A 26,367-nucleotide genomic window follows, 5' to 3' on the forward strand; every position below is an offset into this window, starting at 1 on the left:
AGGATGGCTCGCTCGCAACCCCTTCTTTTCGAGCACGCCACCATGCAACGGACAGCCTCCCTCAACACGCCGGCCAACACCACCCAAGGCTGGATCAATGGCTTTATCGGCGTGGTGATTTTCAGCGGTTCGTTGCCGGCTACACGCTTGGCAGTGATGGAGTTCGACCCGGTGTTCCTGACCGTGCTTCGCGCGACCATCGCTGCCGTGCTGGCGGTGTTGCTGTTGTGGCTGCTCAAGCAACAACGCCCCGCGCGCAACCAATGGTTCCCCTTGGCGATCGTCGCGTTGGGCGTGGTGATCGGCTTTCCGCTGCTCACCGCGCTGGCTTTGCAATACGTGACGTCTGCGCACTCCATCGTGTTCATCGGCCTGCTGCCATTGGCCACGGCGGTGTTCGGCGTATGGCGGGGCGGCGAGCGCCCGCGTCGGGTGTTCTGGCTGTTTTCGATTTTGGGCAGCGCGCTGGTGATGGGCTATGCCCTCGCCCAGGGTTTGAGCGCCGCTCCGGCCGGCGACCTGCTGATGCTGCTGGCGGTGCTGGTGTGCGGCCTGGGTTATGCCGAGGGCGCCACGCTGTCGCGCAGCCTTGGCGGCTGGCAGGTGATCTGCTGGGCGCTGGTGATCGCGTTGCCGGTGGTGGCGCCGCTGAGCCTGCTGCTGGCGCCAGCAAGCTTGAGCGGCATCAGCCTGCCGGCCTGGTTGAGCCTGGGTTATGTGGCGCTGTTCAGCATGTTGATTGGTTTTGTGTTCTGGTACCGCGGGTTGGCCCAGGGCGGCATCGCTGCGGTCGGCCAGTTGCAGTTGCTGCAACCGTTTTTCGGCCTGGCGCTGGCCGCAGGCCTGCTGCATGAACAGGTCAGCCTGGGCATGCTGCTGGTGACGGTCGCGGTGATCGGCTGCGTGGCCGGCGCGAAGCAATGTGCTCGCTAGCGCTGTGGCGCGACCATCTTGAACTTGATGTTGATGTCATTGGACACCACGCTGTTGCCGGCCCACTCGCCCTCGCCAATCTTGAAGTCGCCGCGTTTGAGGATGAACTCACCGTCGAACACGCCGATGCCGCCTTGCTCCTTGAGCAGCACGTCGACCGCCACGGGGCGCGTGGTGCCCTTGATCGTCAGGTGGCCGCTGATCCTGTAGCGGTTATCGCCCAGGGCCGTGACGCCGGTGGACTCATACACCCCCACCGGATAGGTCGCCGTATCGAACCAGGAAGCGCGTTGCAGTTCGTCGTTTGCATCCGGGCTGCCGGCATCGATGCTCGCCAGCCGGATCGTCAGCAACGCATGCCCGGCCTCGGGTTTTTGCGTGTCAAACCTCAGGCTGCCCTCGAAATCACTGAAGGTGCCGTACACGCGCTGGCCCAACTGTGTGTAGGTAAAGCTGATGTGGCTGGCTGTACGGTTGACGTCGCTGTACTCCGCCGCCTGGGCGAAGCTGCAAAAACCCAGAAGGACCGCCAGGTAAATAAGAGGATTCATGCAACGCTCCAAAAGAGGACAGGGCCCACGCACCCAACTGACGTTACCTACCACGGATGTATTTGCATCCGGCGCACGCCCTGCTACATAGAGTAGTCGCCCAGACCAATAAGGACGCTCCATGGATTCCCCGTCACTGCAGGACAGCACCGCGCCGGAAGGCATCTGCTATGGCTGCGGCAGCAGCAACCCCCACGGCCTGCATATCAAGAGCCGTTGGCACGCAGACGGCGTGCACGTGGTCGCCGAGCACGTGCCCGACGCCCAGTACAGCGGCTGGCCCGACCTGGTCTATGGTGGCCTGATCGCCATGCTGGTGGACTGCCACTCCAACTGGACCGCCATGGCCTACCACTACCGCGCCGAACAGCGCGCCCCCGGCAGCCTGCCGCGCATCGACTGCGTGACCGGCAAACTCGGCATCTCCTTCATCAAGCCCACTCCCATGGGCGTGCCGCTGACCTTGCGCGCTCGGGTCGAAGGCGAGGTGGCACGCAAAAGCCGTGTGGTCTGCGAGGTGTACGCCGGTGATGTGCTCACGGCAATCGGCGATTCGGTGTTCGTGCGCGTGGATACCGGCCAATTGGCCGCCGCCGCCCATGGCCGTAAAGGTTGAACCTGGTCTACATTGTCTGCCACCGCTAATCGAGGATTGCACCGATGACTCGTCTGACCGCGAAAGACTTCGCCCCCGAACTGCTGGAACTCTACGACGGCTACGCCCACGGCAAGATCAACCGCCGCGAATTCCTCGACCGCGCCGCGTTGTTCACCTTTGGCGGCCTTACCGCGTCTGCCCTGTTGGCAGCCCTGAGCCCCAACTACGCGCTGGCCGAACAGGTGAAATTCACCGACCCGGACATCCTCGCCGACTACATCACCTACCCCTCGCCCAAGGGCAACGGCACGGTGCGCGGCTACCTGGTGCGCCCGGCCAAGGCCGCAGGCAAGTTGCCGGCCGTGGTGGTGGTGCACGAAAACCGTGGCCTCAACCCCTACATCGAAGACGTCGCTCGGCGCCTGGCCAAGGCCGGTTTCATCGCCCTGGCGCCGGACGGCCTCACGTCGGTCGGGGGCTACCCCGGCAATGACGAAAAAGGCGTGGCGCTGCAACAGACCGTCGACCCGACGAAGCTGATGAATGACTTCTTTGCCGCCATCGAATGGCTGATGCACCACGACAGCAGCACCGGCAAGGTCGGCATTACCGGCTTCTGCTATGGCGGCGGCGTCACCAATGCGGCGGCGGTGGCCTACCCGGAACTCGGCGCGGCGGTGTCCTTCTACGGGCGCCAGCCGGAGGCCAAGGACGTGCCGCGCATCAAGGCGCCGATCATGCTGCATTTCGGCGAGCTGGACACGCGGATCAACGAGGGTTGGCCAGCCTATGAGACGGCATTGAAGGCAGCCGGCACGACCTATGAAGCGTTTATCTACAAGGGCGCCAACCACGGCTTCCACAATGACTCGACGCCACGTTACGACGAAGCGGCGGCGAATCTGGCGTGGGAAAGAACGCTGGGCTGGTTTCGCAAATACCTGGCCTGATGGTGTTCTGAATGTGGGAGCGGGCTTGCTCGCGAATGCGCTGGGTCAGCTGGCATTTTCGTCAACTGATCCGCCGCATTCGCGAGCAAGCCCGCTCCCACAGGGTTGACCGCGTGCGGCAAGTACACGTTTGGGGCGTGAGCAAGGTCACGATCAAAAGATCGCTGACTTCGTCAGCGGTGAGGATGTAAGAGCCAGGTCAAAAGCAGACTGGTGTGCCCCTGATGGATGGAGATCCAAATGTGGGAGCGGGCTTGCTCGCGAATGCGGTGGGTCAGCTAGCATTTTCGTCAACTGATCCGCCCCATTCGCGAGCAAGCCCGCTCCCACAGGGTTGACCGCGTGCGGCAAATACACGTTTGGGGCGTGAGCAAGGTCACGATCAAAAGATCGCTGACTTCGTCAGCGGTGAGGATGTAAGGGCCAGATCAACAGCAGGTTGGTGTGCCCCTGATGGATGGAGATCCAAATGTGGGAGCGGGCTTGCTCGCGAATGCGGTGGGTCAGCTAGCATTTTCATCAACTGACATACCGCATTCGCGAGCAAGCCCGCTCCCACAGGGGAACGTCGCTATTTTTCAGGTCGGTTTTCCAGTAACCAGCCCTTGAACGCCTGCATCGCCGAGGTTTCGGCCCGTGACTGCAAACGCGTCAACCAGTAACTGCCGGTGGTAATGCCGACATCGAACGGTTGTCGGATCACGTCACTCTCCAATTGGCGCGCAAACATCATCGCCGGCGCCAGCGCCACGCCGATGCCTTGCTGCGCGGCCTCCATCATCGCCAGCGAAGAGTCGAACACGATGCTGCGCGGCACCAGGGTGTCGGCAGGCAGCCCGGCCGCCTGAAACCACAGGCTCCACTCATCGGCGCGGTAGGAACGCAGCAGGGTGTGCTTCAACAGGTCGGCCGGCGCATGCAATTGCTCGGCAAGCTGAGGAACGCACATGACCGTGAGCGGGGCTTCGAGGATTTCACAGGCCTGCGTGCCGTGCCAGGCGCCGGCGCCAAAACGTATCGCGTAATCCAGGCCCTCGGCGGCCACGTCGACGCGGTTGTTGTGGGTGGACAGGCGCAAGTCGATAAACGGATAGCGGCTTTGAAAATTCGCCAGGCGCGGCAGAAGCCAGCCCACGGCAAAAGTGCCGACCGCGCCCACCGTCAGCACCTCGCGGTAATGCCCACCCTCGAACTGGCCTAAGGTATGGGCGATGCGGTCAAAGGATTCGCGTACCACCGGCAACAGCGTTTCACCTTCTCGGGTGAGCATCAGGCCGCGTGGCAGGCGCTTGAACAACGCGATACTGAGCTGCGCTTCCAGGCTTTTCACTTGATGGCTGACCGCTGCCTGGGTCACGCATAATTCAATGGCGGCGCGGGTAAAGCTCAAATGCCTGGCAGACGCCTCGAATGCGCGCAGGGCATTGAGCGGCAGATGGGAACGCAGCAAGGTCTACCCCAAATTTTCTAATGGCTGGTGCGAGATATCATCGTTTGTCGAATGATCAAAATCTACCTAGATTTGCGCCGCCTGCGCAGGCCATCACTTTAATAGGGAAGCGATACACCATGAATCACACATTACACAAAATGCTGATTTGCGCTGCATTCCTGGGGGCCGGCACCTGCATGGCGGCCACTGACCTGCGCAAGGTCGTGGACGCCAGCGTAGCGCCACTGATCCAGCAGCAAGACATCCCCGGTCTGGCAATCGCGGTGGTGAACAAGGGCAAAGTGCAATACTTTAACTACGGTGTTGCGTCCATTGAAACCCAACAGCCGGTGACTCAAGACACGCTGTTTGAAATAGGCTCGGTCAGTAAAACCTTTACCGCCACGCTCGGCGGCTACGCCCAGGCCACTGGCAAGCTCAAACTCTCGGACCCGGCCAGCCAGCACCTATCTGCCCTGGCCGGCAGCGCCTTTGACCACATCAGCCTACTGCAACTGGCGACCTACACCGCGGGCGGCCTGCCCCTGCAGTTTCCGCCTGCCGCCGACACTGCTGACGGCATGCTCGGCTATTTCCAGCACTGGAAACCCACCTACGCACCGGGTGAACAGCGCCTGTATTCCAACCCCAGCATCGGCTTGTTCGGCTACCTCGCAGCGCAAAGCCTGGGCCAGCCGTTCGACGTCGCACTGCAGAGAACCCTGCTTCCCAAACTCGGCCTGACCAATACCCACCTCAGCGTGCCCGCGGACAAATCCAGCCAGTACGCCCAAGGTTACGATAAGCAGCAAAAGCCGGTACGCGTCAGCCCCGGCGCACTGGACAGCGAAGCCTACGGCATCAAGACCAGCACTCAGGACCTGGCTCGCTACGTGATTGCAAACATGCACCCGCAAAGCCTGGAACAGCCGCTGCAACAGGCTATCGCTGCCACCCACGCCGGCTACTACAGCGTAAACGCAATGACCCAGGGCCTGGGCTGGGAGCGCTACCCCTACCCGATCAAGCTGCAGACGCTGATTGACGGCAACTCCACACCGATGGCGATGCAACCCCACACAGTCCATTGGCTGGCTGCAGCGCAGCCGCAACCGGCCAACGTGCTGTACAACAAAACCGGCTCAACCGGCGGCTTTGGTGCCTACGTGGTCTACGTACCGAGCAAGGATATGGGTGTGGTGATCTTGGCCAACAAAAACTATCCGAATGCCGAACGCGTCAAGTTAGCTCATACGATTTTCAGTTTTCTGAACCCGTAATAGGTTGATCGCCGGGGCAGTACGTTGCCATGTGTAACGGACGCCCCACTGCAAGGCACTGCTGATAGTAGTTATCGGCAGCGCCCGGCTGAAATCGGATGTCACTCAACACCCCGGCCAAAGGGTGAATGTTGTGCTCCGGGTGTTTATATCTGATCGCCTCCAAGTGCCCCTCGATTGTCGCGTAAGTAGCCTCGATCATTGCCAACGCGGTATCCAACACGCCTGCGCGACCGTAGGCTTTGATTATCTTTTTTTTCTGGGCGTTGGTTCTTTTGGCTTTTACCAAAGGCTGACCTGCAAGGATCATCAACAATGACTTTGGACCGCCTTCAAGGTCCGGAGCAAAGCCTTTCTTTTCGAAATGCGGAATATGGTTAACATCGCAATAATCATTCACATAACGGTAATAGACGCCCAACTCGAGAAGCAGGCTTTTGAGTGCCAGATAAGTCTCTTCGTCTACCGGGCTCAAGCACTGACACATCTCCAACAAGCAGATAAAAAAACAACTCGTATTGGCCTGCGCGATTAATTCATATTCCGTCAGCGTGGGCAGCGTATTGCCATTGCTGAATGCCAGGTCCAGGTGTTGCCCGACATGCAGGTACTCAAGACAGGTCAGTCCGGCCTGCAGAATGCCGAGATTTGAAAACCCGGCGAGACGCTGCAAACCTGCGATATAGCCGTACATCCCGGAATTCAGCGCAACACCGACACCGTATTTAACCCACACCGAAGGCTGGCCGCGACGCATAGCGTCACCGTCGAGGATATCGTCATGTATCAAGGACGATGTATGCATCAACTCTATGGGTTCGCAGAGCTGCCGGGTCCAATCGGCGGGCAACTTATAGATCGCTGACAGTGCCCCGGCAATCGCCGTGCGCACATTCTTGCCGCCCGCGTTTTGCTGATAATCAAATGGCGCACGCCATTCGCTGGCACCGAATGGCATAGTGGTAGTGGTCATTGTTGTGCCCTGCGAACAAGCAAGCGAACCGGGCTGGCGGGCGGGTTTTACCTGCCGTGGCAGCACCTGGATTAACGAGCAGTAAAAGGCCGAAAACTGCAACGGACACTGCGTGATCTGACTGCCTTCCTTAACCTTAGCCAACGTGTAAAAAACACCTGATCGGTTTTTATACTTTTTGATTTAAAGCTCAATCGCAAAACAGTATGACTGCCATCAATTTACGCCATGCCGATCCAACTAAGCTCCCATCGTTAACGCGTCATCAATCCTTTGAAATGGACCGCTTTACCGTCCGAAATAACAGCTCAGGAATGCGGTTATGGAAGACTTTGACCTTCCTCCCAGGCTGGCGCAAGCGGACTACCCGCTCAGCCCTTTCGCTGCAGAGGTGAACCAGCACACACGCCAGTGGCTAAAGCGTATGGGGCTGGAAACCACCTCACGCCACACTCACCAGCGGGATATTTACAACCCCGGCTTGTATGCCGCCTACATGTGGGCCGATGCCCCGCTGGACAAACTTTCGATTCTGTCAAATCTGCTCGGATGGTTTAGCTGCATCGATGACCAGGCGGACGAAGACTGTCAGAGCCCGCAAGCATTGGAGCAATTGCTTCGCGAGGTCTTCATGCGTGCATTTACCTGTGCCAATACCCCCCACGGACCGCTTGCTTCAGGGCTCAACGATATTGTTCAGCATGCTGCACCCCTGGCGTCGCCATTCTGGCTGGAACGGACGGGCGATCAATATGCAAGTTATATCGCCCCCTGTGTCACGGCATTAATGCACCGAACCCATCACACACAACCCGGCATAGAAGGCTTCGATAACCTTTGGCGTAACGCAGGTGGGTTTCAGGTGTGTCTGGAATTCACCTATTGGGCACAGGATATCTACCTGCCACCCGCCCTCTATTACAGCAAGCCTTGGCTTGAGCTATGCCAGTTGGCGCTCAACTTGTTGAAGGCGGTAAATGACTTACTGTCGTTTCGGATTTTGCAAAACCCGGACGAGGACATCTATAACCTCTTAACCCATTTGCGACACACTCAGGGTTATTCCGCGCATCGCGCTGCTCGGGAGGTGTCACACCGCATTGATCAATGGGCCGACACCTTCGTGAAGGCTCAAGCACGCTTACCCGAACGCCTGGCAAGGTATGGCTATGATGAGCGTTCGGTGCAACAGGCGATGATCTGTGCGCAGGCCCTGCACAACCAATGGCGCGGTAATATCGCGTGGCACCTGGCAGTGCCACGCTATCGGGAAATTCGCTTCAAGGGCTAAGGCAGTAATAAGCTGCTCGTTTTAACTCAGTTCACAGGGAGCGGTATGCGCAAGGATTACCTGGCATTTTTTGTTTCGCTGTTCCTGTCACGGCTGGCGGACCAGATTCTGTTGTTTATCGTGCCGTTGGTGGTGTTCCAGACCACCCAAAGCGTGGCATGGGCGGGGCTGGCATTTTTTGTCGAGTCGCTGCCACGCTACCTGGCGTTCCCGGTGTGCGGCGCCTTGTGCGACAAATTCTCGCCGGTGCGCATCCTGCACATCAGCCAGGTGTACCGGGCGTTGGCCTGCGTCGTGGCGGTGGCGTTGTATGGGGTGTTCGACGGCATTCACTGGCTGGTGATCCTGTCGGCGCTGTGCGGGGTGCTGACCACCCAGGGCATCATGGCCCGCGAAGTGCTCATGCCGCATGTGTTCGAGCAATACACCTATGCCAGAACGCTCTCCTATTCACAGATCGCCGACCAGAGCGGCCTGGTGCTCGGGCCGCTGGTGGCAGCCTTGTTGCTGGAGGTGTGGACCTGGCCCTGGGTGGTGCTGGGCGTTGCCGGGCTGTTTGCGCTGGCCGACCTGAGCATGCGGGCCTGGCAGCGGGCCACCAACGCCCACCTGCACACCCACGCGCAGCCTCGCGATATCTGGCTGCAACCGCTGCGCATCGCGTTCGGGCATATCTTCAGCCTGGTGGAGTTGAAGCGGATTATCACGCTGGCAGTCGGCGTGAACCTGATTGTCGGCGTGACGCTGGCCACCTCTGCCGCACTGGTTACCGGCCAGTTTGCGGCGGGCCAGCAGGCATACGCCCTGCTGCAAGCCGCAGGCGCGGTGGTCACCATCGGGATTCTGTTTTACCTGGCGCGCGCCGCCTTACCCTTGAAAGTGCTGGGCGGGCTGTCGTATTCGATGATTGCCGTGGGCGCGCTGATCATGGCGATCGGCCCCAGCCTGTGGGTCTATACCGTTGGCTTCCTGCTAGTCACCGGTTTCGACAAGATGTTCAACGTGTACCTGCGCAGCACCCGCCAACGGGTGATCCCCGTGCAGGATTTCGGCAAGACCGTCGGCGTGATCACATTACTCAACAACTTGTCACAACCCGTGGCAGGCCTGCTGATTGCGCTTTTGGCCGCGCCGCTGGGGGTGCAAACGGTGATTCTGCTAGTGGCCGCAATCACCGTGCTGATTGGCGCAGCGGTGGCCTCAGGCTGGCACGCCACTGTGAAAGCGGAACTCGATATCGGGTGATTCGATCAGCTCCTGCTCGGCTGCCCTCACCCGCTCGATTACCTGGGCGATGTCCTTGGCATCGCCGTACTGGTAGGCCAGCTTCAAGTAACCTTGAAAGTGCCGCGCCTCGCTTTTCAGCAGGCCGAAATAGAACTTGCCGAGTTCTTCGTCCAAATGCGGCACCAGCGCCTCGAATCGCTCACAACTGCGCGCTTCGATAAAGGCACCGACCACCAGGGTGTCCACCAGCTTGACCGGCTCATGGCTGCGCACCACCTTGCGCAAACCCGAGGCGTAGCGCCCGGCGTGCAGTTGACGCAGTTCGACCTTGCGCTTTTTTATCAGGCGCATGACTTGTTCGTGGTGCACCAGTTCTTCACGGGCCAGCCGCGACATCATGTTGATCAGGTCCACGTGGCCGTGGTACTTGGCGATCAGGCTCAGGGCGGTGCTGGCGGCCTTGAATTCGCAGTTCTTGTGGTCGATCAACAGGGTGTCCTGATCGGCCAGCGCAGCCTGGACCCAGGCGTCAGGGGTGCGGCAGCCGAGGAATTCGTGGATTTCGGGCAGGTTCATCGGGCTCACGGGCAAAAGGATCACAAAAGGCCGGCGATTATACCGACCGCGCGGCAGACCACCAGCCACCGGCCTTGATGTGCATCAAGATGACGGCTGCCTGGCAGCAACTATAGTGACTTAACGCCCACCCTATTGGAGATCCCGACCATGCAAGCCATCCGCAGCATTCTCGTGGTGATCGAGCCCGAACATTCGGAGAGCCTGGCGCTCAAGCGCGCCAAACTGATCGCCGGGGTTACCGGCGCGCACCTGCACTTGCTGGTGTGCGACAAGAAGCACGAGCATTCGGCGCTGCTCAGCCTGCTCAAGTCGGGCCTGCAGGAGGATGGCTACAGCGTTACCACCGAGCAGGCGTGGAATGACAGCCTGCATGAAACCATCATCGACGTGCAGCAGGCCGAAGGCTGTGGGCTGGTGATCAAGCAGCACTTGCCTGACAGCCCACTGAAAAAAGCCCTGCTGACCCCGGCCGACTGGAAATTGCTGCGCTACTGCCCGACGGCGGTGCTGCTGGTCAAGACGGCCACACCGTGGACCGGCGGGGTCATTCTGGCGGCCATCGATGTGGGCAATACCGACAGCGAGCATCGCTCGCTGCACAATTCGATCATCGACCATGGCTTCGACATCGCCAGCCTGGCCAAGGCGCAGTTGCATGTGATCAGCGCCCACCCGTCGCCGATGCTGTCGGCGGCAGACCCGACGTTCCAGCTCAAGGAAACCATCGAGGCGCGCTATCGCGAGCAGTGCAAGGCGTTCCAGGCCGAGTTCGATGTGGACGATGCACACCTGCATATCGAGGAAGGCCCGGCGGACGTGTTGATCCCCCACCTTGTTCACACACTGCACGCGTCGGTAACGATCATCGGCACCGTGGCGCGCACCGGGATCTCCGGGGCACTGATCGGCAATACGGCAGAGGTGATACTCGACGCCGTGGAGGGTGATGTGCTGGTGCTCAAGCCCGACAGCCTGATGGATCAGCTGGAAGAACTCGCCAGCAAGCCCTGATCCAACCCTATGAACGATGGAGATCAAAATGTGGGAGGGGGCTTGCTCCCGATGAGGGCGTGTCAGTTGATAAATCCTCGGCTGACACGCCGCCATCGGGGGCAAGCCCCCTCCAACAGGGGTTATCCGTTGTCAGTTGGAAAACACATCGCGCAGGAACCCCGGCGCGATATAGCGCTGGTAGTGCGCCTCGGACAGGATAAAGAACTCCCGATCAATGGCATCGCGTAATTCCGGCAAGGCCCAGTCACGAAATTCGGGCAAGAGCACCATGCCGTAGGCCTCCAGGTTATTGATCACCCGCGCCCCACGCGCGATCAATTGATAGGCCCAGCAGTACTCGGACTGGTGCGGCACGAAGCGGATCTTGCGCTGTTCCAACTGGCTGCGCAGGGTCTTGGGGTCGAAAACTTCCAGTTTGCCAGCCATCACCTGCACCAGCAGTTGCTCCAAGCGCAGCCAGACCGCGCGTTTTTCTTCCTCGTTGTAGCCATTCCACTGAATCACTTCATGGTGGAACCGCTTGCAGCCACGGCACACGAGATCGCCGTAAACCGTTGAGCACAGGCCGACGCAGGGGGTCTTGATGGTTTGGTTGGACATGGGCAACAACACGCAAATCAGCGAAACAGTGCGCCATGTTAGCCCTTTGTCTAAGGTTGATCACCCAGCAAACTTGGCGAGGCAACTTACCTTTAGTTTTTTTTTGCCGTAGAATCACCCGGCCTTGTAAGGCGCCAATAATCCGCTGGAAGCTGTTTTCAAAGCGTCACGAGCACAGTCGTTCCTTCAGAACGGTGTTGGCGATGGTTAATGACCCGGTAGGTCAGTAGCCAGCGCCAACCCTCATCAGCTCCGTTCTGCAGGCGTAAAACTTTGAAAGCAGCTTCTGTGAGGAATGCCGGCAGCGCTGGCTTTGCGGCCCAAAAAGCCCCCGAGCGCATGCGTGCCGTTCATTTCTGGATGAGCGTCCCGTGGGACCACTGATGAGGGTAATAACTGTGCTTGAAGCCTACCGCAAACATATCGAAGAGCGTGCAGCCCTGGGTATTGTTCCCCAGCCGCTTAACGCCGAACAAACCGCAGGCCTGGTCGAGCTGCTGAAAAATCCTCCGGCTGGCGAAGAAGAATTCCTCGTTGACCTGATCACCAACCGCATTCCACCAGGCGTTGACGAAGCTGCCTACGTCAAGGCCGGTTTCCTGTCTGCCCTGGCCAAGGGCGAAGCCACTTCCCCCCTGATCGACAAGAAACGCGCTGTTGAACTGCTTGGCACCATGCAAGGCGGCTACAACATCGTGACGTTGGTCGAGCTGCTGGACGACGCCGAGCTGGCGCCCGTCGCGGCCGCCCAACTCAAGCACACCCTGCTGATGTTCGACGCGTTCCACGACGTCGCTGAAAAAGCCAAGAACGGCAACGACCACGCCAAGGCCGTGATCCAGTCCTGGGCCGACGGCGAGTGGTTCAAGAACCGCCCGACCCTGGCCGACAAGATCAGCCTGCGCGTGTTCAAGGTCACTGGCGAAACCAACACCGACGACCTGTCCCCTGCCCCGGACGCCTGGTCGCGCCCTGACATCCCGCTGCACGCCCTGGCGATGCTGAAGATGGCCCGTGAAGGCATCGTGCCGGACGAGCAAGGCAAGACCGGCCCGATGAAGCAGATCGAAGAAATGCGCGGCCAAGGCTTCCCGATTGCCTACGTCGGTGACGTGGTCGGTACCGGTTCCTCGCGTAAATCCGCGACCAACTCGGTCCTGTGGTTCTTCGGCGACGACGTACCGTACGTGCCGAACAAGCGCGCTGGCGGCTTCTGCTTCGGCAGCAAGATCGCTCCAATCTTCTACAACACCATGGAAGATGCTGGCGCACTGCCAATTGAATTCGACGTTACCAACATGAACATGGGCGACGTGATCGACCTGTACCCACATGCTGGCAAAGTCTGCAAACACGGCACCGATGAAGTCCTGACCACCTTCGAAATGAAGACCCCGGTCCTGTTGGACGAAGTCCGCGCCGGCGGCCGTATCCCGTTGATCATCGGCCGTGGCCTGACCGACAAGGCGCGCGCCGAACTGGGCCTGGGCCCTACCGACCTGTTCAAGCTGCCTGAAGCGCCTGTCGACACCGGCAAAGGCTTCACCCTGGCACAGAAAATGGTCGGCAAGGCCTGCGGTCTGCCGGAAGGCAAAGGCGTTCGCCCTGGTACCTACTGCGAACCCAAGATGACCACCGTAGGCTCCCAGGACACCACCGGTCCGATGACCCGTGATGAACTGAAAGACCTAGCGTGCCTGGGCTTCTCGACCGATCTGGTGATGCAGTCGTTCTGCCACACCGCGGCCTATCCAAAGCCGATCGACGTGACCACCCACCACACCCTGCCTGACTTCATCATGACCCGTGGCGGTGTATCGCTGCGTCCAGGCGACGGCATCATCCACAGCTGGCTGAACCGTATGCTGCTGCCGGATACCGTCGGTACCGGTGGTGACTCCCACACCCGTTTCCCGATGGGCATCTCGTTCCCGGCCGGTTCTGGTCTGGTCGCGTTCGCCGCAGCCACTGGCGTAATGCCACTGGACATGCCGGAATCGATCCTGGTGCGCTTCAAAGGCAAAATGAAACCTGGTATCACCCTGCGTGACCTGGTTCATGCCATTCCTTACTACGCGATCCAATCGGGTCTGCTGACCGTAGAGAAAAAAGGCAAGAAGAACGCGTTCTCCGGCCGCATCCTGGAAATCGAAGGCCTGAACGACCTGACGCTGGAACAGGCGTTCGAGCTGTCCGACGCCTCCGCTGAACGCTCGGCTGCCGGCTGCACCATCAAGCTGTCCAAAGACTCGGTTACCGAGTACCTGAACTCGAACATCACCCTGCTGCGCTGGATGATCGGCGAAGGCTACGGCGATGCACGTACCCTGGAACGTCGCGCCCAAGCGATGGAAGCCTGGGTTGCCAACCCGGAGCTGATGGAAGCCGATGCCGACGCGGAATACGCCGAAATCATCGAGATCGACCTGTCGGAAATCAACGAGCCGATCCTCTGCGCACCGAACGACCCGGACGATGCTCGTCTGTTGTCCAGCGTTGCCGGTGAGAAGATCGACGAAGTGTTCATCGGTTCGTGCATGACCAACATCGGTCACTTCCGCGCTGCCGGTAAGCTGCTGGAGCAGGTCAAGGGCCAGCTGCCTACGCGTCTGTGGCTGTCGCCGCCGACCAAAATGGACGCTCACCAGTTGACCGAAGAAGGCTACTACGGCATCTACGGCAAGGCTGGCGCGCGCATGGAAATGCCGGGCTGCTCGCTGTGCATGGGTAACCAGGCACGTGTAGAACCGAACTCGACCGTGGTATCGACGTCGACCCGTAACTTCCCGAACCGTCTGGGTGACGGCGCGAACGTCTACCTGGCCTCGGCCGAGTTGGCAGCCGTGGCCTCTACCCTGGGTCGCCTGCCAACCGTCGAAGAGTACATGGGTTACGCAGCGAAACTGGACACCATGGCCAGCGACGTTTACCGCTACCTGAACTTCGACCAGATCGCCGAGTTCCGCAAGATCGCAGCAAGCGCCAACATTCCGGTGATTCAAGCCTAAAGTGTTGATGTGAGGAAGCGCCGCGTATCGTGAGATACGCGGCGTTTTTTTATGCCTGGAATACGCTATCAGCAACACCCCAAAAAAATGTGGGAGGGGGCTTGCTCCCGATTGCGATGGGTCAGTCACCTACAAAGTGACTGAGCCACTGCCATCGGGAGCAAGCCCCCTCCCACATTTGGATCTGTGCAGTCAGGTCGACCGCGTCAGACGTTAAGCAATAAACGAATACACCAACGCCGTAATCGCCACCAGGCCCACCGCCGTGACAAACACGTTGGACGCCTGCCCACGGTATTTGGCCATGGCCGGCACCTTGCGGATCGCGTACATCGGCATCAGGAACAGGATCGACGCAATGATCGGCCCGCCCAAGGTTTCGATCATGCCCAGGATGCTTGGGTTGAGCGTGGCGACGATCCAGCACACCACCAGCATGAACGCGGCAGTCATGCGGTCCAGGCTCTTGGCGCCCGGACGGCGGCCGGTCTTGAGCACCAGCCCCTTGAGGCCTTCACTCGCACCGATGTAATGCCCCAGGAACGACTTGGCAATTGCCACGAACGCGATCAACGGCGCTGCAAACTCGATGGTCGGGTTATTGAAGTGGTTGGCCAGGTACGACAGGATCGACAGGTTCTGCGCCTTCGCTTCGGCCAACTGCGCCGGCGACAGGGTCAGCACGCAACTGAACACGAAAAACAGCACCATCACCACCATCAACAGGTGCGCGCGGGACAGGATCTGCGAGCTGCGCTCATCGGCGTGAGCGCCGTACTGGCGCTTCTGGTCCACCGCAAAGGCCGAGATGATCGGCGAGTGGTTGAACGAGAACACCATCACCGGAATCGCCAGCCACAGGGTGTTGAGCAATGCAGACGGCGCAGGCACCACGCTCGCGGTGCTGAGGATGCCGCCGTTCCAGTGCGGGATCAGGTACACCGCCAGGAACAGCAAGGCGACGATGAACGGGTACACCATCAGGCTCATGGCCTTGACGATCACTTGCTCACCGCAGCGCACCACGGCCAGCAGGCCCAGGATCAGCACAAACGAGAGGATCGCCCGCGGCGGCGGCATGATGTGCAACTGGTGCTCCATGAAGCTGCCGACGGTGTTGGTCAACGCCACGCTGTAGATCAGCAGGATCGGGAAGATCGCAAAGAAGTACAGCAGCGTGATCAGCGCACCGGCCTTGATACCGAAGTGCTCTTCCACCACATCGGTGATGTCGGAGCCTTCGCGGCCAGACAATACGAAACGGGTCAACCCACGGTGGGCAAAGAACGTCATCGGGAAGGCCAGCACGGCCAGGATCACCAGGGGCCAGAAGCCGCCCAGGCCGGCGTTGATTGGCAAGAACAAGGTACCGGCGCCAATGGCGGTGCCGAACAGGCCAAGCATCCAGGTGGTGTCCTGGCGGCTCCAGCGTGTGAGGGTTGCAGGTGTCGTTGCATAGCGTTCGTCGACGCTATTGGCCTGATCATTCATCCGGTCGGATCTCCGCATTTACACAGCCGGGACGAGTCAGAAAAACCTGACAGGCAGCGCCCCGACCATAGAAGGGTCGCGATTGTCCGGGATTCTTGTGAATAAGCAAAGACTTAGCTGAGGAACGGTTGGCCGGTGCAGCCACTCGCGATCGCCCTTGGGCCGGTTGAAACCCAAGATCCAAAGCCATTCCCTACAGCAAAATTACGCGCTTCCTCCGAATGCGCCATGGCACAAACCACTACCCTTCGCAGAGACCAACCCCCCTGCTCACTTACTGCACGGGAATCAGACGATGCGAACACCCAGTGTTCCGTTAGATGGCGGGCGCAGTCACCCTTGCCCGTGCGACACGGGGCACTGCGCTTTCAGATGAATTCCTCGAAGCAGTAGGAAATACCCTGCTTGCCGTTGACAGCCTCGCACCCGTCCCAGCATGATCGGGCCATGAACCTGATTCAGCAGCACCTCACCCGCACCACCACCACGACCGCTCCAGGCGGGTCGTGCGGTTGCTGTGGGTGCGCAAGCTAAACACCACACAGATTCAACCCAAGGCCCCGCCAGCAATGGACGGGGCCTTTTTCGTGCTCCGCCACCTGGCAATCACAAGGAGCACCACCATGGCTGACGCCCTGCTGATCATCGACATGCAAACCGGCTTGTACGATGGCCCGGAAAAACCCTTCGAACGCGAGCGCGTACTCGACACTATCAACCAACTGATCCTGCGCGCCCGCCAGGCCGACGCACCGATTTTCATCGCCCGCCATACCGGCCCGGCGGGCTCCCCCCTCGAAGTGGGCAGCCCCTACTGGCAGCTGTGGCCTGCGCTGGACGTCGACGAAGCGCGCGACCACCTGTTCAACAAAACCCGCCCCAGTTGCTTCCTCGGCACCGACCTCGCGCAGCAACTGCGTGCCGCGCAGGTCAGCGAACTGGTGATCGTGGGGATGAAAACCCAATTCTGCGTCGACACGACTTGCCGGGTGGCGGTGGAACTGGGGTTCTCGGTGATATTGCCCGAAGACGGCCATACCTGCATGGACACCCCGGCGCTGAAAGCCGAGGCGATCATCGAGCATCACAACAGCACGCTGGCAGGGCCGTTTGTGCAGCGGCTGAAGGCGGCTGAGGTCAGTTTCTGACACGGCCGATACTGTAGGAGTGAGCGCGCTCCTACAGTAAATTATTCCACCTCAACAAACCGATCCGTCTTACAAATCCCGCATACTCATCCCCTCAAACCCTTCAGGAAGAGCGTTCCGATGACCACCACTGTTCTGGTTCTGGTTGAAACCATCAACGAATACCTGCAAATCATCGAGAGCAATGATTTCCATGTGATCCTCGCGCCGACGCCCGCCGAACGTGCCCAGGCCATCAAGGCCCATGGCGGCCAGATCAAGGCCGTGCTCACCCGTGGCCCGCTGGGGCTGTACGCCGAGGAAATCGCCGCCCTGCCGCTGCTGGAGATCATCTGCGTGATCGGTGCCGGCTACGAGCATGTGGACCTGCAGGCAGCGAGCAACCGGGGGATTGTGGTGACCAACGGCGCCGGGGTGAACGCGCCGTCGGTGGCTGACCACGCGATGGCACTGCTGCTGTCGCTGGTGCGTGGCATCCCGCAGACGGACGCGGCCGTGCGCCGCAACGAGTGGCCCAAGGTCATGCGCCCGTCCCTGGGCGGCAAGCAGTTGGGCATTCTCGGGCTGGGCGCCGTGGGGCTGGAGATCGCCAAGCGTGCCGCCTTGGGCTTCGGCATGGAGGTGAGCTACCACAACCGCCAGCCGCGCGATGATGTGGATTACACCTACTGCGCCACGGCGGTTGAGCTGGCGCGCACCTCGGACTTCCTGATCCTGGCCACCCCCGGCGGCGCAAGCACCCGCCACTTGATCGATCGCCACGCCCTCGACGCCCTCGGCCCCAACGGGTACCTGGTGAACATCGGGCGCGGTAGCGTGGTGGTGACCGCCGACCTGGTCGCCGCCCTTGAACAACGGCGCATCGGCGGCGCGGCCCTGGACGTGTTCGACGACGAGCCCAAGGTGCCCGACGCCCTCAAGCGCCTGAGCAATACCGTGCTCACCTCCCACGTTGCCGGCCTGTCGCCCGAAGCCGCCCACGACACCGTGCAGCGGGTGGCCGACAACCTGGTGGAATACTTTGCCGGCCGCCCGGTACTCACGCCGGTTGCCTTGCCTGCGCCCGAAAAATGACCGATCAGGCACGCTGATCGCTCTTCAACACGCTAACCTATTAAGCCGCCCCGACCTTGTCGCTGGGCGGCTGTGCGCATTAGATTAGGAAATAGTCCGAGGCCTTTAGAATAAGCAGAAGGGATAAGCATGGCGCTGAACGACCAATCGACCCAGATTCGCCCAGGCGAAGAACTTGATGTCAGCCTGATCGACCCCTACCTCAAGGCCCATATCCCAGGCCTGACCGGCACGCCCACCATCAGCCAGTTCCCCGGTGGCGCGTCCAACCTGACCTACCTGCTGGAATACCCGGGCCAGGAATTCGTGCTGCGTCGCCCGCCCTTTGGCCACAAGGCCAAGTCCGCCCACGACATGGGCCGCGAATACCGCATTCTCAACCAGCTCAAAGACGGCTTCCCGTATTGCCCCAAGGCCTACGTGCACTGCACCGACGAATCCGTCATCGGCGCCGAGTTCTACGTGATGGAGCGCGTCAACGGCATCATCCTGCGCTCCGACCTGCCTCCCGAACTGGGCCTGGACGCCGCCAAGACCGAGGCGCTGTGCAAGAGCTTTATCGACAAGTTCGTCGAGCTGCACCAGGTCGACTACACCGCCTGCGGCCTGGCTGACCTGGGCAAACCCCAGGGCTACGTGGCGCGACAGATCAGCGGTTGGAGCGATCGCTACGAAAAAGCCCTGACCCCCGACGCGCCCAAGTGGCAAGCCGTACGCGCCTGGCTCAACGACAAGATGCCCGCCGACCACGCCACCTCGAGTATCGTGCACAACGACTACCGCTTCGATAATGTGATTCTCGACCCGCACAACCCAATGCAGATTATCGGCGTGCTGGACTGGGAGCTGACCACCCTTGGCGACCCGCTGATGGACCTGGGCAACACCCTCGCCTACTGGATCGAAGCCGGCGACCCTGCGCCGGTGCAACTGATGCGCCGCCAGCCAAGCAACGCCCCCGGCATGCTCACCCGCCGCGAATTCGTCGATTACTACGCCGAACGCTCCGGCCTCCAGATCGACAATTTCGATTTCTATTACACCTACGGCCTGTTCCGCCTGGCCGGCATCGTGCAACAGATCTACTACCGCTTCTTCCATGGCCAGACCCAGGACAAACGCTTTGCGCAGTTCATTCACATGAACAAGCTGCTGGAGCAGATGAGCCTGAATGTCATCGGCAAATCCGCGCTCTGATCGTCCCATAACAAGGAACCTCCATGTCCAAGACCAACCTGTTCGACCTTGACGGCAAGATCGCTTTCGTTTCCGGCGCCAGCCGTGGCATCGGTGAGGCCATCGCCAAATTGCTCGCCCAACAAGGCGCCCACGTGATTGTTTCCAGCCGCAAGCTCGAAGGCTGCCAGCATGTGGCCGACGCGATCATCGCCGACGGCGGCAAGGCCACGGCCATTGCCTGCCATATCGGCGAAATGGAGCAGATCAGCCAAGTGTTCGCCGGAATCCGTGAGCAGTTCGGACGCCTGGACATCCTGGTCAACAACGCCGCGACCAACCCGCAGTTCTGCAACGTGCTGGACACCGACCTCGGTGCCTTCCAGAAAACCGTCGACGTGAACATCCGTGGCTACTTCTTCATGTCGGTGGAAGCCGGCAAGCTGATGCGCGAGAACGGCGGTGGCAGCATCATCAACGTCGCCTCGATCAACGGGATTTCGCCGGGTGTGTTCCAGGGTATCTACTCGGTGACCAAGGCCGCCGTGATCAACATGACCAAAGTGTTCGCCAAGGAATGCGCCGAGTTCGGCATCCGCTGCAACGCCCTGCTGCCGGGGCTGACCGACACCAAGTTCGCCTCGGCGCTGGTGAAGAACGACGCGATCCTGAAAATGGCCCTGGCGCAGATCCCGCTCAAGCGCGTGGCCGACCCGAGCGAAATGGCCGGCGCGGTGTTGTTCCTGGCCAGTGATGCGTCGAGCTACACCACCGGGGTGTCGCTGAACGTGGATGGCGGCTTCCTGTCCTGATATCACTGTGGGAGCGGGCTTGCTCGCGAATGCGCTGGGTCAGTCAGTGATGATTTGACTGATAGACCGCATTCGCGAGCCAGCCCGCTGCCGCATGTGATCGGCGTGCTACTCAGGCATTCGGCGGTTGCTGGCGAAAGCTCACCGCCAGGCGGTTCCAGCCACTGATGCTGGACACCGCCATGGTCAGGTCGACCAGTTCCTGTTCGCTGAATTCCACGCGTACCGCCGCGAACAGCTCATCGGAAACGGTGGAGGTCGGCAGCGTCGCCACCGACTCGCTCCAGGCCAATGCCGCCCGCTCCCGCGCCGTGAACAGCGGCGAGTCACGCCATACACACAGGGCAAACAGCCGCCGCTCAGACTCCCCGCGCTGATGCGCCGCCATCGAGTGCATATCGGTGCAGAACCCGCAGTGATTGAGCTGCGACACGCGGATCTTGATCAATTCCAGCAGCGGTTTTTCGATGGACAAACCAAAGGTGCTCGCCTCCAGCATCAGCATGCCCTTGAGCGCCTGTGGCGAGGCGGTGTAGTAGTCCAGACGGGATTCCATGGGGCGTTTCTCGATAAGTGATGGCTCAGCCTAGAGCCCACTCGATTCAAGCCCTATAGCCAATCCGACGGTTTACCGACAGACCATTTTGAGCGCGCCTCGCGAACGAGTAACCTTGGCGCAGATTGAGCGCCTCGGGATAAAGAATGGAACTGCACATCGTGATCCACGGCCGCAAGGACCTGGCCGAACAGCTCTACCAACAGTTGCGCGAAGCGATTGGGTCCGGGCGCCTGGCCGCCGGTGCGCAACTGCCGCCCAGCCGCCTGCTCGCCGAGCAACTCGGCGTGTCGCGCAAGACCGTGTCGGACACCTACGCCACCCTCACCTATGAAGGCTTGCTGATCGGCAAGACGGGCCGTGGCACCTTCGTCAACGCCCGCGCGCCGCAGTCCGAACGCCTGCAGAGCGCCACCGACCTGGCCTGCGCCGCGAACCTGGCGAAATGGCAATCACTGCCCTCACCCATGCGTCATCCCACCCGCGACAGCACGCTGCGCTACGAATTTATCGGTGGCGCCACCAGCCGCAACCAGTTCCCCCAGGATGAATGGCGACGCTGCACCCAGGATGCCCTGCGGCGCATCGCCCAGAACAGTGGCTTCTACAGTCAGCCCGAAGGCCTGCCGGCATTGCGCAGTGCCATCGCCGGGCATATCGCGTTTTCGCGCGGGGTCAAATGCCGTGACAGCGACATCGTGGTCACCAACGGCGCGCAACAGGCGCTGGACCTGATCGCCCGCGTGGTCCTCGAACCCGGCAGCATCGTCGCCATGGAAGACCCCGGCTACAGCCCGGCGCGCCAGTTGTTCATGGCGATGGGCGCCAGCGTCGCGAGCGTGCCGGTGGATGAACACGGCATTCAGGTGGACCTGATTCCCGACGGCACACGGCTGATCTACGTGACGCCTTCCCACCAATTCCCCCTCGGCATGCCCATGAGCGTGCCACGCCGTGAAGCCTTGCTGGCGCGGGCGTTCGAGCTGGGCGCGATGATCATCGAGGACGACTACGACAGCGAATTCCGCTACGAGGGCCGGCCCACCGACTCGCTGCAAAGCATGGACACCCGCGGCGTGGTCACCTACGTTGGCACCTTCTCGAAAACCCTGCTGCCCGAGTTGCGCCTGGGCTATGCGGTGCTGCCACCTGCTATCCATGGCGCAGTGCTCAAGGCCAAGCAACTCACCGACCAGCACAGCTCGACGCTGCCGCAATGGGCCTTGGCCAAGTTCATCAGCGAGGGCTACCTGCTCAAGCATATCCGCCGCTGCCACACGGTGTATGCTGGGCGCCGCGAGCGTATTCTGCAGCGCCTCGCCGGGGACTTGTCGCCGTGGTTCGACGCCGTGCCGACGGTGGCCGGGTTCCATATGGCGGCGCTGTGCAACGTGCCGGTGAACATCCCGTTGCTCATGGAAATGGCGCGCCAGGTGGAAGTGGGCTTGTACCCCTTGGACGTGTTCTTCCACGACGCGCCGGTACGCCCGGGGCTGATCATCGGTTTCGGCGCCATCGAGACCCTCGACATCGACCCGGCGCTGGACAAGGTCCGCGATATCCTCCAGCACATTGGCTAGTGGATTTTCCAGCGGATTGGTCATTGGTCCTGTCACACCCAGGCACTAGCCTGTGCACTGACACCCGACCTCGGAGACCCTCGTCATGCCAGCCTGTGCCTGCAACACTGTCCATGTCCGCGCGGCGGCCGGGCGCTCAAGTGAACTGGGCGAGCGCCTGCAGCAGATCGCCAACGCCGTGCGCACCGCCCCTGGCTGCCTGGGCTACACCGTGCAACGCGACCCGCTGGACCCCGACCTCTGGACCGTCAGCGGCCGTTGGACCAGTGCCGAACAGCTCGTCGCGCACTTCCGGTTGCCGGCCCTGCAAGGGTTTATCGAACTGACCGGCGAACAGCTGGCGCGCCGCCTGGATTTCGACCACTGAGGCATTGGTCTCCTGCTCTTCGCCGGGATTGGTCATTGGTCACCCCGGCACGGCGGCGTAGGGTGAAGAGGTCTCGAACGCCTCGGAAACCTCGCCATGAAACGACTGCTCGCCGCCTCGCTGATGCTCGCTTCGCTCAGTGCCTTTGCCCACGAACCGGTGTACAACCAGGAATCGATCAAGGTGCTGCAAGAGCACGCCCTGACCAACGTGCCCGGCAAGAAAACCATCCTGCTCACCGTCGACTAAGCCCCCGGCCAGGCCACCGTGCCCCACAGCCACACCGGCACCGCCGTGGCCTACGTGCTGGAAGGCGCGGTCACCTCGCGGGTGAATGATGAGAAAGCAAAAACCTACAAGGTCGGTGAGTCGTTCTACGAACCGGCAGGTTCGCGGCACTTCGAATCGAGCAATGCCAGCCAGACCAAACCGGCCAAGTTGTTGGTGGTGATCGTCCTGGATGACAAAGCTGAAGTGCTGACGCCCCTGCCACACAAATAACCCCTACCACCGAACAAATGTGGGAGCGGGCTTGCTCGCGAATGCGGTATGTCAGTCACCAGATGCGTAGGCTGACCCACCGCATTCGCGAGCAAGCCCGCTCCCACATTTTGATCTTCGTAGGCCTGGGATCAGGGGCGTTTGAACTGGCGGCGCAGTTGCTCGATGCGGGGTCGGCAGGCGCAGCCTTCAAGGTGATCGTTGACCATCCCCATCGCCTGCATCAGCGCATACATCGTGGTCGGCCCCACGAAGGTCCAGCCGCGTTTCTTCAAGGCCTTCGACAACCGCACCGACGCCGGTGACGTCGGGTTGCCGCTCCAGTAAGCCAGGTCCACCACCGCCGGGCGCTCTTCCTCGCCAGGCTCGAACGCCCACATCCAGCGCGCCAGCGACCCCGTTTCATCCACCAGCTCACAGGCCCGGCGCGCGTTATTGATGGTGGAGACGATTTTCGCCCGATTGCGCACGATGCCCGGGTCCTGCAGCAAACGCTCGATATCCGCCTCGCCGTACTGCGCGACGCGCCTGAAATCAAACCCTTCGAACGCCAGCCGAAACTGCTCGCGCTTACGCAAAATGGTGATCCAGGCCATGCCGGCCTGAAAGCCTTCCAGGCAAATCTTCTCGAACAATTGGATGTCATCCGCCACCGGCACGCCCCACTCGTGGTCGTGATAATGCGGGTATTGCGGCGCAGCCGTGCGCCAGGCGCAGTGGGTCTGGCCGGTTTCATCGGTGGTCAGTCCTGGGTTATCCATCCATCACCTCATGTGCCGAGCGGCGGATGATAAGCGAAAATTTTTCCGGCCCGCCAACCGCTCAAGCCTCGCCCTCACCGACCCACTGGTCAGACCGGGACCTGCCAACCGACGAATAATGACTTGTTATTTGAAAAAAACCCGGCGTAGACTGGCCGCGCACTGGACATACCGGTAAGACCACAACAATTAAGCCCTGGAACCACCAGGGCACCGAATAGAGATCCCTCCCATGCTCAGATGGTGCTCGCGTTCGATTTTCCTGCAAGTCGTGATTGGCCTGATGCTCGGCATCGCCTGCGGCCTGGCCCTTCCCGAATTCTCCTCGCAACTCAAACCCCTGGGTGACGGCTTTATCAAGCTGATCAAAATGTTGATCGGCCTGATCGTATTCTGCGTGGTGGTCAGCGGCATTTCCGGCGCTGGCGACTTGAAAAAGGTCGGCCGTATCGGCCTCAAGTCAGTGATCTACTTTGAGGTGCTCACCACCATCGCGCTGGTGATCGGCCTGATCATGGCCTTCAGCACCGGTATCGGCCAAGGCGCCAATATCCATCTGGAACAGCTGTCCTCCGCCGGCCTGAACGAACTGGCCGACAAGGGCCAGCACATCAAAGGCACCAGCCAGTTCCTGATGGACCTGATCCCCAACTCGGTGATCGGCGCCTTTGCCGACAACAACGTGCTGCAAGTGCTGCTGTTCTCGGTGCTGTTCGGCAGCGCGCTGAACCTGGTGGGCGAAGCAGCCTCGGGCATCTCGCGGCTGATCAACGAACTGAGCCACGTCATCTTCCGCATCATGGGCATGATCGTGCGCCTGGCGCCGATCGGCGTGTTCGGCGCCATCGCCTTCACCACCAGCACCTATGGCCTGGATTCCCTGCAACACCTGGGCAGCCTGGTGGGCCTGTTCTACCTGACCTGCTTTGCCTTCGTCGCCCTGATCCTCGGGCTGGTGATGCGCCTGTCGGGCCTGCGCATGTTGCCGCTGCTCAAATACCTGCGTGAAGAACTGCTGATCGTGATGGGCACCGCCTCGTCCGACGCCGTGCTGCCACAGATCATGCGTAAGCTGGAGCACCTGGGTATCGGCAGTTCCACCGTGGGTCTGGTGATTCCAACGGGGTATTCGTTCAACCTCGACGGTTTCTCCATCTACCTGACCCTGGCCATTGTGTTTATCGCCAACGCCACCGGTACGCCGCTGTCGATGACTGACTTGCTGACCATCCTGCTGGTGTCACTGATCACCTCCAAGGGTGCCCATGGGATTCCCGGCTCTGCCTTGGTGATTCTGGCGGCGACCCTTACGGCGATCCCGGCGATTCCGGTGGTCGGCCTGGTGCTGGTGCTGGCGGTGGATTGGTTCATGGGCATCGGCCGCGCGCTGACCAACCTGATCGGCAACTGCGTGGCCACCGTGGCCATTGCCCGTTGGGAAAAAGACATCGACATTCAACGTGCGAACAAGGTGCTTGATGGTCAGCAAGGTTATGCCTTCCAGACCAAGAAACCGGTATTGCCCGCGCACCAGGAGTTCTGACCGATTTCATGAGCGACACCGTTCATATGTGGGAGCGGGCTTGCTCGCGAAAGCGCTGGGTCAGTCACAGATGTATTGACTGAATAACCGCATTCGCGAGCAAGCCCGCTCCCACAGTTAAGAGTCGCCATGCTCGCTAATGTATTCGCAACATAAAGGAGAGGTAGACGTGATCAGCACCTCAACCGTCGTCAACTCAGTCGTAGAAAAACTGCGCGCCGCACTGGCGCGGGGCCAGTGGCGTCGCGGCGAAATGCTCCCCGGCCAGCGTGAACTGGCCGAGCAGATGGGCATCAGCCGCCCCAGCCTGCGCGAAGCCGTGATTGTGCTGGAAACCCTCGGCCTGGTGCGCTCCATGCCCGGTAAAGGCGTGGTCGTGCTGGAAACCAGCGTCAGCGAGCCGCAATCAAGCGACGCGGTGGCCGACGCCAGCCTCGAAGACATCCTGCAACTGCGCTACACCCTCGAACCTTTCATTGTCGGCCTGGTGGCCCAGTCCATCAGCAGCAAGGAAGTCGGCCAATTGCGCCTGAACCTGATGGACATGCGCGAAGCCCTCGATGCCGGGGACGCCGAAGCCGGCATGAACGCCTACATTGGCTTTCACGAAGAACTGTTCGCCCTCACCTCCAACCCGATCTTTCAGAACGTGGTGCAGCAAACCAGCAACGCGCTCAAACAAAGCGCCCAGGTGCTGCGCAATTCGCCCGAGCACCTGGCCGAACGCCTGCAGGAAAACGAGGCCGTGGTGCGCGCCATCCGCAACAAGAACAGCGCCCTCGCCAGTGCCGAAATGCGTCGGCACATCCTCCAGGAAGGCCTGCGCATGGGCATTCGCTTGAACATCCCGGACGACCACCTGGGTAGCTGATTTTTAGGAGAACGGCCATGACCGCCTACGCCTTGCACCGCGAACCCACCC

24 protein-coding genes and 1 pseudogene are annotated in these 26,367 nt (G+C 60.8%); 17 read left to right on the plus strand and 8 right to left on the minus strand.

Annotated features, from left to right (window positions below; translation table 11 throughout):
• Nucleotides 1–42: 42 nt before the first annotated feature.
• Nucleotides 43–933, plus strand: a complete 891-nt coding sequence (locus GIW02_RS10550; RefSeq protein WP_236421857.1) for a DMT family transporter — start codon at nucleotides 43–45, stop codon at nucleotides 931–933.
• Here GIW02_RS10550 and GIW02_RS10555 read toward each other — a convergent pair.
• A complete protein-coding gene (locus GIW02_RS10555) occupies nucleotides 930–1,484 on the minus strand; it encodes a YceI family protein (protein ID WP_236417828.1) in 555 nt (184 codons plus the stop codon). The two genes, GIW02_RS10550 and GIW02_RS10555, sit on opposite strands and share 4 nt — an antisense overlap.
• Before the next feature lie 121 nt (nucleotides 1,485–1,605).
• Between GIW02_RS10555 and GIW02_RS10560 the strand changes: the two genes are divergently transcribed.
• Both GIW02_RS10560 and yghX read left to right on the plus strand, forming a co-directional pair.
• Nucleotides 1,606–2,100, plus strand: a complete 495-nt coding sequence (locus GIW02_RS10560) for a hotdog family protein (RefSeq protein WP_236417827.1) — start codon at nucleotides 1,606–1,608, stop codon at nucleotides 2,098–2,100.
• Nucleotides 2,101–2,144: 44 nt separating this feature from the next.
• A complete protein-coding gene (gene yghX / locus GIW02_RS10565; RefSeq protein ID WP_236417825.1) occupies nucleotides 2,145–3,032 on the plus strand; it encodes a YghX family hydrolase in 888 nt (295 codons plus the stop codon).
• A 571-nt stretch (nucleotides 3,033–3,603) separates the two neighbouring features.
• Here the strand turns inward: yghX and GIW02_RS10570 are convergent.
• Nucleotides 3,604–4,482: a LysR family transcriptional regulator gene (locus GIW02_RS10570; protein ID WP_236418692.1), complete on the minus strand. Its 879-nt coding sequence runs from the start codon at nucleotides 4,480–4,482 to the stop codon at nucleotides 3,604–3,606.
• A gap of 140 nt (nucleotides 4,483–4,622) precedes the next feature.
• Here GIW02_RS10570 and ampC point away from each other — a divergent pair, with 140 nt between their 5' ends.
• Nucleotides 4,623–5,744 carry a class C beta-lactamase gene (gene ampC, locus GIW02_RS10575; RefSeq protein WP_456361650.1) on the plus strand — a complete coding sequence of 374 codons (1,122 nt, stop codon included), beginning with the start codon at nucleotides 4,623–4,625 and terminating at the stop codon, nucleotides 5,742–5,744.
• Here the strand turns inward: ampC and GIW02_RS10580 are convergent.
• Nucleotides 5,725–6,861 (minus strand): polyprenyl synthetase family protein, encoded by a 1,137-nt coding sequence (locus GIW02_RS10580; RefSeq protein WP_236418694.1) that lies wholly within the window; start codon nucleotides 6,859–6,861, stop codon nucleotides 5,725–5,727. The genes ampC and GIW02_RS10580 overlap by 20 nt on opposite strands.
• Nucleotides 6,862–7,039: 178 nt before the next feature.
• Here GIW02_RS10580 and GIW02_RS10585 point away from each other — a divergent pair, with 178 nt between their 5' ends.
• Complete coding sequence (locus GIW02_RS10585) at nucleotides 7,040–8,008, plus strand: terpene synthase family protein (RefSeq protein ID WP_236418695.1); 969 nt, start codon at nucleotides 7,040–7,042, stop codon at nucleotides 8,006–8,008.
• Between the two features lie 45 nt (nucleotides 8,009–8,053).
• Nucleotides 8,054–9,253, plus strand: a complete 1,200-nt coding sequence (locus GIW02_RS10590) for an MFS transporter (protein ID WP_236418696.1) — start codon at nucleotides 8,054–8,056, stop codon at nucleotides 9,251–9,253.
• Here the strand turns inward: GIW02_RS10590 and miaE are convergent.
• Nucleotides 9,209–9,811 (minus strand): tRNA-(ms[2]io[6]A)-hydroxylase, encoded by a 603-nt coding sequence (miaE, locus tag GIW02_RS10595; RefSeq protein WP_122539924.1) that lies wholly within the window; start codon nucleotides 9,809–9,811, stop codon nucleotides 9,209–9,211. The genes GIW02_RS10590 and miaE overlap by 45 nt on opposite strands.
• A 150-nt stretch (nucleotides 9,812–9,961) precedes the next feature.
• Between miaE and GIW02_RS10600 the strand changes: the two genes are divergently transcribed.
• Nucleotides 9,962–10,825, plus strand: a complete 864-nt coding sequence (locus GIW02_RS10600) for a universal stress protein (RefSeq protein ID WP_236418697.1) — start codon at nucleotides 9,962–9,964, stop codon at nucleotides 10,823–10,825.
• 132 nt (nucleotides 10,826–10,957) lie between these two features.
• On the opposite strand, the gene GIW02_RS10605 is transcribed toward GIW02_RS10600, so the two are convergent.
• Entirely contained in the window at nucleotides 10,958–11,428 is a 471-nt protein-coding gene (locus tag GIW02_RS10605) for a DUF1289 domain-containing protein (RefSeq protein ID WP_236418698.1), read from the minus strand.
• Between the two features lie 398 nt (nucleotides 11,429–11,826).
• Between GIW02_RS10605 and acnB the strand changes: the two genes are divergently transcribed.
• The gene (gene acnB / locus GIW02_RS10610) at nucleotides 11,827–14,436 is read left to right on the plus strand and encodes a bifunctional aconitate hydratase 2/2-methylisocitrate dehydratase (RefSeq protein WP_236421861.1); all 2,610 of its coding nucleotides are present in this window, start codon (nucleotides 11,827–11,829) and stop codon (nucleotides 14,434–14,436) included.
• Nucleotides 14,437–14,649: 213 nt separating this feature from the next.
• On the opposite strand, the gene GIW02_RS10615 is transcribed toward acnB, so the two are convergent.
• A complete protein-coding gene (locus GIW02_RS10615; RefSeq protein WP_236419782.1) occupies nucleotides 14,650–15,927 on the minus strand; it encodes an HAAAP family serine/threonine permease in 1,278 nt (425 codons plus the stop codon).
• Nucleotides 15,928–16,550: 623 nt separating this feature from the next.
• Here GIW02_RS10615 and GIW02_RS10620 point away from each other — a divergent pair.
• From GIW02_RS10620 to GIW02_RS10635, 4 genes are all read left to right on the plus strand, one after another.
• Nucleotides 16,551–17,075 (plus strand): cysteine hydrolase family protein, encoded by a 525-nt coding sequence (locus GIW02_RS10620; RefSeq protein WP_236421858.1) that lies wholly within the window; start codon nucleotides 16,551–16,553, stop codon nucleotides 17,073–17,075.
• Nucleotides 17,076–17,195: 120 nt separating this feature from the next.
• Complete coding sequence (locus GIW02_RS10625; protein WP_236421859.1) at nucleotides 17,196–18,149, plus strand: 2-hydroxyacid dehydrogenase; 954 nt, start codon at nucleotides 17,196–17,198, stop codon at nucleotides 18,147–18,149.
• 129 nt (nucleotides 18,150–18,278) lie between these two features.
• Nucleotides 18,279–19,346 carry a phosphotransferase family protein gene (locus GIW02_RS10630; RefSeq protein ID WP_236421860.1) on the plus strand — a complete coding sequence of 356 codons (1,068 nt, stop codon included), beginning with the start codon at nucleotides 18,279–18,281 and terminating at the stop codon, nucleotides 19,344–19,346.
• Nucleotides 19,347–19,369: 23 nt separating this feature from the next.
• Nucleotides 19,370–20,137, plus strand: a complete 768-nt coding sequence (locus tag GIW02_RS10635; RefSeq protein ID WP_236418967.1) for an SDR family oxidoreductase — start codon at nucleotides 19,370–19,372, stop codon at nucleotides 20,135–20,137.
• 112 nt (nucleotides 20,138–20,249) lie between these two features.
• Here the strand turns inward: GIW02_RS10635 and GIW02_RS10640 are convergent, their stop codons facing one another.
• Nucleotides 20,250–20,693 carry a carboxymuconolactone decarboxylase family protein gene (locus GIW02_RS10640; RefSeq protein WP_236418965.1) on the minus strand — a complete coding sequence of 148 codons (444 nt, stop codon included), beginning with the start codon at nucleotides 20,691–20,693 and terminating at the stop codon, nucleotides 20,250–20,252.
• 146 nt (nucleotides 20,694–20,839) lie between these two features.
• Between GIW02_RS10640 and pdxR the strand changes: the two genes are divergently transcribed.
• The 3 genes and pseudogenes from pdxR (at nucleotide 20,840) to GIW02_RS10655 (ending at nucleotide 23,141) form a co-directional block, all read left to right on the plus strand.
• The gene (gene pdxR, locus GIW02_RS10645; RefSeq protein WP_236418963.1) at nucleotides 20,840–22,273 is read left to right on the plus strand and encodes a MocR-like pyridoxine biosynthesis transcription factor PdxR; all 1,434 of its coding nucleotides are present in this window, start codon (nucleotides 20,840–20,842) and stop codon (nucleotides 22,271–22,273) included.
• A gap of 85 nt (nucleotides 22,274–22,358) precedes the next feature.
• Nucleotides 22,359–22,640, plus strand: coding sequence for an antibiotic biosynthesis monooxygenase family protein (locus tag GIW02_RS10650; protein WP_236418962.1), 282 nt, complete (start codon nucleotides 22,359–22,361; stop codon nucleotides 22,638–22,640).
• A 96-nt stretch (nucleotides 22,641–22,736) separates the two neighbouring features.
• Nucleotides 22,737–23,141, plus strand: a pseudogene (locus GIW02_RS10655) (cupin domain-containing protein).
• A 131-nt stretch (nucleotides 23,142–23,272) separates the two neighbouring features.
• Here GIW02_RS10655 and GIW02_RS10660 read toward each other — a convergent pair.
• Nucleotides 23,273–23,902, minus strand: coding sequence for a DNA-3-methyladenine glycosylase I (locus tag GIW02_RS10660; protein WP_236418960.1), 630 nt, complete (start codon nucleotides 23,900–23,902; stop codon nucleotides 23,273–23,275).
• A gap of 217 nt (nucleotides 23,903–24,119) precedes the next feature.
• Between GIW02_RS10660 and GIW02_RS10665 the strand changes: the two genes are divergently transcribed.
• Entirely contained in the window at nucleotides 24,120–25,445 is a 1,326-nt protein-coding gene (locus GIW02_RS10665) for a C4-dicarboxylate transporter DctA (protein ID WP_236418970.1), read from the plus strand.
• A gap of 169 nt (nucleotides 25,446–25,614) precedes the next feature.
• Complete coding sequence (locus tag GIW02_RS10670) at nucleotides 25,615–26,316, plus strand: FCD domain-containing protein (protein ID WP_236418957.1); 702 nt, start codon at nucleotides 25,615–25,617, stop codon at nucleotides 26,314–26,316.
• Nucleotides 26,317–26,367: the final 51 nt, after the last annotated feature.

The organism is Pseudomonas syringae, assembly GCF_021606685.1.
Classification (GTDB): Bacteria; Pseudomonadota; Gammaproteobacteria; order Pseudomonadales; family Pseudomonadaceae; genus Aquipseudomonas; species Aquipseudomonas syringae_R.